At 74.1% G+C, this 10,526-nt stretch carries 9 protein-coding genes; 6 read left to right on the top strand and 3 right to left on the bottom strand.

What is annotated here, in order from left to right; all coding sequences use genetic code 11:
• Nucleotides 1–252: 252 nt before the first annotated feature.
• Nucleotides 253–855: a methylated-DNA--[protein]-cysteine S-methyltransferase gene (locus LCD31_RS26275; protein WP_224962411.1), complete on the bottom strand. Its 603-nt coding sequence runs from the start codon at nt 853–855 to the stop codon at nt 253–255.
• On the bottom strand, nt 852–1,334 hold the full coding sequence (locus LCD31_RS26270) for an RNA polymerase sigma factor (protein ID WP_224962409.1): 483 nt from the start codon (nt 1,332–1,334) through the stop codon (nt 852–854). Before LCD31_RS26270 ends, LCD31_RS26275 begins: the two co-directional genes overlap by 4 nt.
• Before the next feature lie 77 nt (nt 1,335–1,411).
• On the opposite strand from LCD31_RS26270, the gene LCD31_RS26265 reads away from it, so the two are divergent.
• Together LCD31_RS26265 and LCD31_RS26260 are read left to right on the top strand one after the other, a co-directional pair.
• Entirely contained in the window at nt 1,412–2,710 is a 1,299-nt protein-coding gene (locus LCD31_RS26265; RefSeq protein WP_224962406.1) for a hemolysin family protein, read from the top strand.
• 129 nt (nt 2,711–2,839) lie between these two features.
• Nucleotides 2,840–3,988: an excalibur calcium-binding domain-containing protein gene (locus LCD31_RS26260; protein WP_224962404.1), complete on the top strand. Its 1,149-nt coding sequence runs from the start codon at nt 2,840–2,842 to the stop codon at nt 3,986–3,988.
• Between the two features lie 70 nt (nt 3,989–4,058).
• On the opposite strand, the gene LCD31_RS26255 is transcribed toward LCD31_RS26260, so the two are convergent.
• Nucleotides 4,059–4,628 carry a helix-turn-helix domain-containing protein gene (locus LCD31_RS26255; protein ID WP_224962403.1) on the bottom strand — a complete coding sequence of 190 codons (570 nt, stop codon included), beginning with the start codon at nt 4,626–4,628 and terminating at the stop codon, nt 4,059–4,061.
• Between the two features lie 47 nt (nt 4,629–4,675).
• Between LCD31_RS26255 and LCD31_RS26250 the strand changes: the two genes are divergently transcribed.
• The 4 genes from LCD31_RS26250 to LCD31_RS26235 all read left to right on the top strand — a co-directional run bounded on the left by LCD31_RS26250 (nt 4,676) and on the right by LCD31_RS26235 (nt 10,214).
• Nucleotides 4,676–5,518 carry a class I SAM-dependent methyltransferase gene (locus LCD31_RS26250; RefSeq protein WP_224962400.1) on the top strand — a complete coding sequence of 281 codons (843 nt, stop codon included), beginning with the start codon at nt 4,676–4,678 and terminating at the stop codon, nt 5,516–5,518.
• 234 nt (nt 5,519–5,752) lie between these two features.
• Nucleotides 5,753–6,631 (top strand): SAM-dependent methyltransferase, encoded by an 879-nt coding sequence (locus tag LCD31_RS26245; protein WP_224962398.1) that lies wholly within the window; start codon nt 5,753–5,755, stop codon nt 6,629–6,631.
• An 82-nt stretch (nt 6,632–6,713) separates the two neighbouring features.
• A complete protein-coding gene (gene xylB / locus LCD31_RS26240) occupies nt 6,714–8,126 on the top strand; it encodes a xylulokinase (RefSeq protein ID WP_224962396.1) in 1,413 nt (470 codons plus the stop codon).
• Nucleotides 8,127–8,276: 150 nt separating this feature from the next.
• On the top strand, nt 8,277–10,214 hold the full coding sequence (locus LCD31_RS26235) for a UvrD-helicase domain-containing protein (RefSeq protein WP_224962394.1): 1,938 nt from the start codon (nt 8,277–8,279) through the stop codon (nt 10,212–10,214).
• Nucleotides 10,215–10,526 lie beyond the last annotated feature (312 nt).

Raw genomic sequence — 10,526 nt, 5'->3', positions numbered from 1 at the left:
CCCCCCGCCCCCCCCCCCGCCCCGGGGGGGGGGGGGGGGGGGGGGGCACCCCCCCCCCACATTTGGGCCCTTTGGGGCGCTTCCCCTCAACTCGGGTTCGGTCGTGTGCGAACGTCCGGTCGGGGTGAACGGCCCGTTTGCCCAACTAGATGGGACGAACGGTCCGTTCACTCCGATCAAAGTCGGTCGTGTGCGAACGTCCGGTTGAGGTGAACGGCCCGTTCGCCCAACTAGATGGGACGAACGGTCCGTTCACTCCGAACCGGTGGTTTCGAGGGTCAGGAGGGTCCGCTTCGCCTCCGCCCCGCCCACGTACCCGCCGGCGCTGCCGTCGGAACGCACCACCCGGTGGCACGGCACCACGATCGGCAGCGGGTTCGTCGCGCACGCCGTCCCGACCGCCCGCACCGCCCGCGGACTGCCCGCGGCGGCGGCGAGCTGCGCGTAGCTGGCGGTGCGCCCGTAGCCGACCTCGGCGAGCCGGGCCAGCACGGTGCGCCGGAACCCGCGGGACAGCCGCCGGTCCAACGCCAGCTCGAAGGAGGTGCGGTGCCCCGCGAAGTACTCGTCGAGCTGCCGCGCGACCCCGTCGAGCCTGCCGGGCGCGTGCAGCACCCGCGGGCTGATCCGCTCGGCCAGCGACGCCAGCACCTGCTCGGAGGCCCCGAACGCGACGCGCACCAGCCCGTCCTCGGTGGCCGCGAGCAGCAGTTCCCCGACCGGGCTGGGCACGGTCCGGTAGGCGACGTCGAGCAGCCCGTCCGCGGCGGCGGCGACGACCACGCGGTCGTGCAGCCGGGCGAGGGTGCCCGCGTCGGTCTCGGGCAGCGCGTCGAACAACCCGTCGGATGTCATCGTGTTCCTCCTCCCGAAGCCGGGTAGCTGCGGCGCAGCGCCCGGATCCCGTCGGCGGCGGCGCGGCGGGCCGCGTCGGTGCTGCCGCCGGTGATGGCCGCGATCTCCGCGTAGGGCAACCCGGCGAGGTGGTGGTAGGCGACGGCGGTGCGCTGCTTGGCGGGCAGCGCGGCCAACGCCTCCCACAGGTCGCCGTCCCAGTCCTCGGGGCGCCCGCGGTGCGCGGGCCGTTCCGGGACCTGCTCGACCGGGTTCGGGCGGCGGGCTCGGGCGCGAGTGGCGTCGATGGCCTTGCGGTGCGCGATGGTCACCAGCCACGCCTGCACGTTCGCGTGCTCGTCCAGCTCGGGGTAGGCGCGCAGCGCGGCGAGGAACGTCTCGGACCAGGCGTCCTCGGCGTCGACCGGCCCGAGCACGGCCCGGCACACCCGCAGCACCACCGCCCCGTGCTCGGCGACGATCTGCTCGAACGGTCTCATCACGTCCAGTAGACGCCGGGCGGCGCCGGAACGTGAGGCGCGTGGTGTTCTTGCCCGCCTCTCGGCACCATCGCCGGATGGGGGACGTCTTCGGCAACCTGGCGTTGATCTCGCTGTTCGTCCTGCTCGGGGGTTTCTTCGCGGCGGCGGAGATCGCGCTGGTGTCGTTGCGGCAGAGCCAGGTGCACCGGCTGGAGGACCTGGGCAGGCGCGGGGCGGGCGTGGCCCGGTTGAAGTCCGATCCGAACCGGATGCTCTCGGCGGTGCAGGTCGGCGTCACGTTCACCGGCTTCTTCGCCTCCAGCTACGGCGGGGCGACGCTCGCGGTGCGGCTGGAGCCGCCGCTGGTCGGGTGGGGCCTGCCGGTGGAGGTGCCGACGACGGTGGCGCTGGTGCTGGTGACCGCGTTCGTGTCGTACCTGTCGCTGGTGTTCGGCGAGCTGGCGCCGAAGCGCCTCGCGCTGCAGAAGCCGGAGGTGGTGTCGCTGGCGACGGCGGGAGTGCTGGACGCGGTGGCGACCGCGTTCCGGCCGGTGATCTGGCTGCTGTCGGTGTCGACGAACGGGGTGGTGCGGCTGCTGGGGGTGAGCCCGCGCGCCGACGAGCAGCAGGTCGGCGAGGAGGAGCTGCGCGACATGGTCCGCACCAGCGACCAGTTCACCACCGAGGAGCGCCGCCTCATCACCGACGCCTTCGAGGTCGGCGACCGGGTGCTGAGCGAAGTGATGGTGCCGCGCACCGAGGTCGACTTCCTCGACGCGGACACCGGCGCCGCCGACGCGGTCGACGAGGTGCTGGGGAAACCGCACTCGCGCTATCCGGTGCTGCGGGACGGTTCCGCCGACGACGTGGTCGGTTTCGTGCACGTGCGCGACCTGTACGAGGCGAGCCGCGGGAGCCGGGCTCGCACGGTCGGTTCGCTGGCGCGGCCGATCACGACGCTGCCGGGCACGAAGCCCGCGCTGGCCGCGTTGACGGCGATGCGCGGTCGCGGCGGCGGACACCTCGCCGTGGTCGCCGACGAGTACGGCGGCACCGCGGGCATCGTCAGCCTCGAAGACCTGGTGGAGGAGATCGTCGGCGAGATCTGGGACGAGTACGACCTGCGCGAACGCCCGGCCGCGCCACCCGCCGAGGGCGTGCTGGAGCTCGACGGCCTGCTGCACCGCAGCGAAGTGGCCGACCGCTCCGGGATCGCGCTGCCGGAGGGCCCGTACGACACCCTCGCCGGGTTCGTCCTCGCCCGCCTCGGCCGGATGCCGCGCGAGGGCGATTCGGTCACCGCCCTCGGCCACGAGTTCACGGTCCGCGCGGTGGAGGGCCGCCGCATCTCCCGCGTCCGCATCACCGGAGCGGCCCCCGACGACGACCGGTGAGACCGGGAGCGGCGCGGAGAACGCCGATGCGCTGAACACGCACCGTGTCCTGTTCGATACCGTACGTGCCGATCTCGTCGCGGAGGGTGCGCGAGGTCCACCGCTGTCGTCCGTGGGGGAGTTCTCGTCGTGGAAGCATTGGTCGCGTTGCTGGGGATCATCGGCCTGGGGGCCATGATCTGGGCGATCGTGCTGGGGGTCCGCCGTCGAGGCCGGTGGGATCCGGTGGTGCGCAAGGGTTTCTGGCTCCGGTTCGGCAGCGGTTATGCGGCGATGTTCCTGGCGCTGCTGCTGGATCCGGCCGAACCGGACGCCTTCGCGGGATTCCTGCTGCTGACCGGGATCGGGCTGATCGTCTGGTCCGGCGTGTTCGCGGTCCGGCATCCGCGCGGGTGGGACCGGACGATCACCCGCGGGTTCGCGGCTCGGCTGGCGCCGGGAGCGGTCCTGTTCGGCGTGGCGTTCGCGTTGCTGCCGCCCACCGGGTCGACCACGCGGGTGGTGGCCGATCAGGCGGCGCAGCCTTCGGCGACCGCGCCGGCGCCGAGCACCCCGGCCGCGCCTCCCGCTCCGGCGCTCCCGGCCGGTGTTCCGGCGGGGGTGCAGCGCGCGGTCGTGCTGAGCGTCGAGGCCGGCACTCGGCTCCGGCTCACCGCCGTCGAGGACGGGGCGATGCCCGGTTCCGTCCCGCGCGGCGTCCGGCTGCTGCACGTCCGCCCCGTCGCGGACTGCTTCCGGGAGGAGGCCACCGCCGAGCTGAACCGGCTCGCCCCCGTCGGATCGGTGGTCTGGGTGCTCCCGGACGTGCAGCCGCAGGACGAGCAGGGGTGGGACCTGCGCTACCTCTGGAACGACCGCGGGGAGTTCGTCAACGCCGACCTGGTCGGCGGTGGTTTCGCCGTCGCCGAGCAGATGCCGCCGAATTCGCTGCGCTGGGCGGAGATCTCCGCGGCGGGCGGGCGCGCCGAGCCGGCGGGCGCCGGGGCCTGGGCGGTGTGCGGCGCGGCCCGGGAGAGCTCCACGGCGGAACCCGATCCGCGGCCGAACCCCGAGCCGAACCCGGAGCCGAAGCCCCGGCCGAACCCGCAGCCCGCGCCGGACCCGACCTACGCGTCGGACGACGAGGACGACGAGGACGGCGGGGACGGCGGCGGTGCCGCCTACTACCCGAACTGCACGGCGGCGAAGGACGCGGGCGCGGCTCCCCTCTACCGCGGTCAGCTGGGATACCGCTCGGCGCTCGACCGGGACGGCGACGGGGTCGCCTGCGAGACCTGATCGCCGTCGGAGCTCGGCCCGCCCCCGCAGGCCTCGCCGGGCCGCAGTCGCGCGGCGGGAACCCGCACCGTCAGGTCAGGTGGGTGCGCTGGCCGTCGTGGTCGAGGATGGTGAGGATCTCCGCCGGTCCGCCGCGTGCGCCGAACGCGTGCGGGGTCATGGTGCTGAACTGCGCGGCCTGCCCCGACTCGATCAGGATGGTGCGTTCGCCGAGCACCAGCTCCACCGTCCCGGACAGCACCGTGAACCAGTCCTTGCCCGGGTGCACCGCCAGCCGCCCGGAGTCCCGCGCCGGCGCGGGCCGGGTGAGCCGCATCTTCGCGACGGTCATGCCGTGCGGCCCGGAGTCCTTGCTGAGCAGCCAGGACGTGGCGCCGCGGGTCTCGTCGCGCACCGGGCGGATCACCACGTCCTCGTCGGTGGCCGATTCGACCAGCTGGTCCAGGGTGGTGCCGAGCGCGCGGGCCAGCGGCGCCAGCTGGTCCAGGCTGATCCGCCGGTGCCCGGTCTCGATGCGGCTGAGCGTGGAGGTGCTCAGGTAGCAGCGCGCGGCCAGCTCGTCGAGGGACAGGCCCCGCGAGGTCCGCAGGCTCCGGATCCGTTGCCGGACGAGGGCGTCCAGCTCACCGTCTTGCGTCATGAGCAAAACAGTATGCCATCGACGCAATCCGCGGCTACCTTGGCGGCATGGCACACCACGAACACCCGAACACCGACGACACCGCTCAATTCGAGATGCTTGATCTCGACGCCGAGGTCATGCACGACCACCTGGCGGAGCTGACCGGGGAACTCGCCGAACTCGTCGACCCGCCGGTGCACCGGATCCTCGACCTGGGCTGCGGCACCGGGGCGGGCACCTTCGTCCTGCTGGAGCGGTTCGCGCGGGCCACCGTGCTCGCCGTGGACACCGACGATTCCGTGCTCGCGCACCTGACGACCAAGGCCGCCGCCCGCGGCGAAGCCGACCGGGTGCGCACCGAGCGCGCCGACCTCGACGCCGGATTCCCGTCGCTGGACGCGCCCGTCGACCTGGTGTGGGCGTCCGCGTCCCTGCACCACCTGGCCGATCCGGCGCGGGTGCTCGGCGAGGTGTTCGCGGCGCTGCGGCCCGGCGGGGTGCTTGCGGTGGCGGAGCTCGACTCGTTCCCCCGGTTCCTGCCCGACGACCTGGGTTTCGGCCGGCCCGGCCTGGAGGAGCGCTGCCGCGACCTGCTCGCCCGCAAGCGCGCCGAGCACCTGCCGCACATCAGCGCCGACTGGGCGGAACCGGTGGCCGGAGCCGGTTTCACCGCGGTCGCGCACCGCACCGTCGGCGTCGACCTGCCCGCCCCGCTGCCCGCCGTCGCGCGGCGCTACGCCGAGGTGACGCTGCGCCGGATGCGCCCGTTCCTCGACGCGTCCCTCGACGAGGCCGACGTCGCGGCCCTCGGCGAACTCCTCGACTCCGACGGCCCCGGCGCCCTCCGCAACCGCGACGACCTCACCGTCCGAGCCACCCGAACCTTCCTCGCCGCCCGCCGCCCCTGATCGGGCTCCGAGCGGACGGGGTGGGTCCGCCGTTCCGGTGAGGTTCGGCCGCGCGGCGGTGTCGACGGCAGCCCGAGTCGATCATGATGCCGGTGTCGTGCGCGTCGGCGCGCACCCCGCGGAGGGCGGGCGTTCGATCGCGATCCGGCGGCCGACCGGGCGATCGGATCCGGCCGGACAGTGCTTATACTGTTCGTGACAGTGCAAGTGTCACGATCGGTTGTGAGGTGCTCGATGCCTGATCGTTCCGGTGTCGAACCCGCCCGTCTCAGCTGGACGCGCCCCGGATCCGGCGCGACCGCCGTGGCACCCGGAACGCCGGTGCTGAACACCCGGAGTCCCAGCGTGGCGCGGTGCTTCGACGCGCTGCTCGGCGGCAAGGACCACTACGCCGTGGACCGGGCCGTGGTCGACGCCGCCCTGGAGATCGCTCCCGGCCTCGTCGTCGCCACCCAGGACCACCGGGAATGGCTGATGCGGGTCGTGCGCTACCTGGCGGGCACCGTCGGCATCGACCAGTTCCTCGACATCGGCGCCGGCCTCCCCACCGGCGAGAACACCCACGAGGTCGCGCAGCGCGCCAACCCGGACGCGGTCGTCGTGTACGCCGACCACGACCCGATGGTCTTCTCCCACGGCCAAGCGCTGCTCGTCGACAACGACCACACCCACTTCGCGTTCGCCGACCTCACCGAACCGGAGACGCTGCTGGCGCTGCCCGCCGTGGCCCGCAACATCGACCTGTCCCGCCCGGTGGCGATGCTGCAGGGCGCCACGTTGCAGCACGTCGCGGACGACCGGTCGCCGCACCGCGTGCTGGCGCGGTACCTGGACGCGTTCGCGCCCGGCTCCTACGTCGCGATCAGCCACCTGCACAGCCCGGCGGACCCCGCGCACGCGGCGCCCCCCGCGCAGCTGGAGAAGCTGATGCTCGCCGAGCTCGGCACCGGCTGGTTCCGCGGGCGGGCCGAGATCGAGGCGCTGTTCGACGGCACCGAGATCACCGAACCCGGCCTGGTGCGCCCTCTCGACTGGTGGCCGGACGGCCCGCGGCTGCGCGCCCGCGTACCGGCGCAGAACCTGTTGCTGTGCGGGGTAGGCCGCAAGCCCTGACCGGTCCACCGCGCACCCGGTCGCACTCGGTGGTCTGGCAGGATTCCGACGTTGCACCGGGCGTTGAGGTGGAGGCTGACCCGTGTTCGTTCTCGGCATCGACAGTTCGACCCAATCCACCAAAGCGGTCGTCGCCGACGCGGAGACGGGCCGGGTCGTGGCCGAGGGCAAGGCGCAGCACCCCACCGGGACCGAAGTGGACCCGTGGGCGTGGTGGACCGCGGCGCGCGACGCCATCGAGCAGGCCGCCGCGCACACCCCCGGTGAGATCGGCGCCGTCTCGGTCGCGGGCCAGCAGCACGGCATGGTCGCGGTCGACTCCGCGGGCGACCCGGTGCGGGATGCGTTGCTGTGGAACGACACCCGCTCCGCGCCGCAGGCCCGCGCCCTGGTCGCCGAGCACGGGGCGGCGGTGATGGCGGAGCGCACCGGTTCAGTGCCCGTCGCGAGCTTCACGCTCACCAAGCTGGCCTGGCTGGCCGAGCACGAACCGCACCGCGCCGACCTGGTGGACCGGGTGCTGCTGCCGCACGACTGGCTGACCTGGCTGCTCGCCGGACGGCCCGAGCGGGCCTGCACCGACCGCGGTGACGCCTCCGGCACCGGCTACTTCGCGCCCGCCACCGGGGAATGGCTGCCGGACCTGCTCTCCGCCGCGATGGGCGGCCGGAGCCCGCGGCTGCCGGACGTGCTCGACCCGGCCGGATCCGCGGGCCGTGCCACGGGATTCGCCCCGTTGGAGGGGGCGCTGCTCGGCGCGGGCACCGGCGACAACATGGCGGGCGCGCTCGGCATCGGTGCCGGGCCGGGCGACGTGGTGGTGTCGCTGGGCACCTCCGGTACCGCGTTCGCCGTCGCCGAGCACCCCAGCGCGGACGAGACGGGCCTGGTCGCCGGGTTCTGCGACGCCACCGGCCGCTACCTGCCGCTGGTGTGCACGCTCAACGCGGCCCGGGTGCTCAGCGGTGCCGCCACGATGCTCGGCACCGACCTCGCCGGGCTGGACCGGCTGGCGCTGGAGGCGGCACCCGGCGCGGGCGGGCTCACCCTGCTGCCCTACCTGGAAGGCGAACGCACCCCGGACCTGCCGGACGCCACCGGCACGCTCGCCGGGATCCGCGGCGGCAACATGACCCCGCAGAACCTGGCCCGCGCCGCCGTCGAAGGCATGCTGTGCGGCCTCGCCGACGGGGTCGACGCGCTGCGGGCGGCCGGGGTGGAGGTGCGGCGCGTGCTGCTGATCGGCGGTGCCAGCGAATCGGCCGCGGTGCGCGCGGTCGCCCCCTCCCTGTTCGGGGTGCCGGTGGACATCCCGGAAGCCGCCGAGTACGTGGCGCTCGGCGCCGCGAAGCAGGCCGCCTGGGTGCTGTCCGGCGCCGCCGCACCGCCCGAGTGGGAACTGCGCTCCAGCCGCTGCGACGCCGCGAACGCCTACCAGGGCGATGCGGTCCGCCACGCCTACCACGCCACCCGCGAACGCCTGCACGGCGTCTGATCCCCCTGCGCGGCAAGGAGAACCGCCCGGACGGACCAGCGAGCGCTGCGGCGATCGGGTGGTCCGCGCCGCGGAACGCCGACCCGGCCGGGAACCCCCGATACGTTCGATCACGGTCCGGATCATCGGGGAACGCGGAGGTTCGCGAGGATGAGCACCGATCACCGCGGGGAGAAGCTGCGCCGCGCCGCGGAACGCGCCGTCGCCGCCTACCCGTCGCTGGCGAGCTGGCAGCGGCAGGTGCTGGCCAGGTTCCTGGTGGAGGGCCGCGGCGGCTGGCGCACCCACGTGCACACCGCTTTCCCGGACGTCCCCGCCGGCCACCCCGACGCGCTGCTGATCGGCCCGCTCGGCGTGCTGGCCGTCCTCGTCCGCGACGCCGAACCGGAACCGGGCGAAGTCCGCGCCGCGCTGCGGCACGCGACCGAGCCGTTCATCGGCGTGCGCACCTCCGCCGGGGTCGTCAGCGAGTCGGTGGTCCGGCCCGTGGTGGTGCTGCCCGCGGGCGCGGAACCGTCGAAGCGATCCGCCGGTCACCACCTCGTGGTGACCGGGGCGACGCTGGACCGGGTGCTGCGGAAGGGAGAACGCAGGCTCACCGGGCGCGACGTGGAGTCGCTGCTCGGGCGTCTGGGCGAGTCCGCGTTCCTCCCGCTCGTGCCGCGGCAGGACACGGCCCCCGCGGGCGCCGGGGCCGAGCTGTTCGACCTCGACGACCTGGCGAAGGACCGGTTCGACGCGGTGCTGGACGGCCCGTTCGAGTCCTGGCTGACATTCCTGGACGACTCGCAGCACGCGATGGTCCGCCGCGACTACAGCGGCCCGGCCCGGATCAGCGGGCCCGCGGGCACCGGGAAGTCCGTGGTCGCCCTGCACCGGCTGGTGCGGATGGCGCGGAACAGCGTGGGACCGCTGCTGTTCACGACCTTCGCCAGCAACCTGCCGCCGATCGCGCAGCGGTCCTTCCACCGGCTGGCCCCCGAACTCGACGGGCGCGTCCGGTTCGACCACCTGCACCGCTGGGCGCGGGAGTTCCTGCGCAGCCGCGGGAACGAGCTGCCGGTCAAGTCCTCGGCGGACTGCTTCTCCCGCGCCTGGTCGAAGTTCGGCAAGCACACCAGGCTCGCCGAGCTCAACCGGCACGAGTACTGGCGGGACGAGATCGACCGCGTCATCAAGGGCCGCGGCATCACCGCACTCGCCGAGTACCAGGGCCTGCACCGCACCGGACGCGGCCTGCGCTTGACCGCGGCGGACCGCGAACTGGTGTGGCGGCTCCACGAGCACTACGAGCAGATCCGCCGGGAGCGCGGCCTGCACGACCACAACGACGTGTTCACCGAGGCGTGCGCCGAACTGGAACGGGAACCGCTGGAGCGGCCGCTGGCCGGCGTCGTCGTCGACGAGGTGCAGGACATCACGCTCGTCGGGCTCCGGTTGGTGCACGCCCTCGCCGGGGACGGGCCGAACCGGCTGCTGCTCGTCGGCGACGGGCAGCAGCAGATCTACGCCGGTGGCTGGCGGCTCGTCGACGCGGGCATCCCCATCCGGGGCCGTGGCGAGGTGCTGCGCACCAACTACCGGAACGCCTCGCGGATCCTGGAATGGGCGCAGCGGTTCGACGCCACCAACCAGGTCGACGACCTCGACGGTGCTCCCGGGTTCTCGCTGCGCGAGTCGGTGGCGACGTACCACGGTGGGGACGTGGTGCCGTGGAAGGACCCGGAACGGCTCGAAGACGCGCTGGTCGCCGCCGTGCGCGACCGGCCCGAACCGGACGACGTCGCGGTGCTGACGTTCGAGAAGTCCGCCGCGGACCGGTGGCGGGACGTGTTGCGCCGCAACGGGATTCCGGTCCGGAACCTGGACGGCTGGGCCGGGGAACGGGACGGTCGGGTCAGCGTCGGCACCGTGCACCGCGCGAAGGGCCTGGAGTTCCGCGAGGTGTTCGTCCCGGAGCTCCCCGCCGAGGACGGGGACGACGATCGCGACCGCGATCTGCGGGAACTCGCGCAGCGCGCCCGGCTCGTCGCGCTGACCCGCGCCCGGGACCTGCTGTGGGTGGGGCCGCCGCGTGCCGCCGGGTGAGGCCGGAACGGAGGAGCCGCGGCCGTGCCGGGGGAATCGCGGTGGCGGACCGGCCCGTTCGGGCTGAACCGCGCGGAGGACCCCGGGACACCGCCCTGCTTTCGGTGCCGCGTCGAAGGAGAGGAGAGCCGCGTTGTCCGAACCGGGTGCGGTCGTCGTGATCGTCGTGCTGATCCTGTTGCTCGTGCTGGTCGGGTCCGCGTCCGGGAAGTCCGGCGGACGCGGGGGCGGGGGCTGGCACGGCGACGGCGGCAGCGGTGATGGCGGTGGCGGAGACGGCGGTGGCGGTTGCGGTGGCGACGGTGGGGGCGG

Source organism: Saccharopolyspora sp. 6M (assembly GCF_020176775.1).
Classification (GTDB): Bacteria; Actinomycetota; Actinomycetes; order Mycobacteriales; family Pseudonocardiaceae; genus Saccharopolyspora_C; species Saccharopolyspora_C gregorii.
Note: the sequence above shows the minus strand (reverse complement) of the source record. Positions and strands in the feature narration are given on the sequence as shown.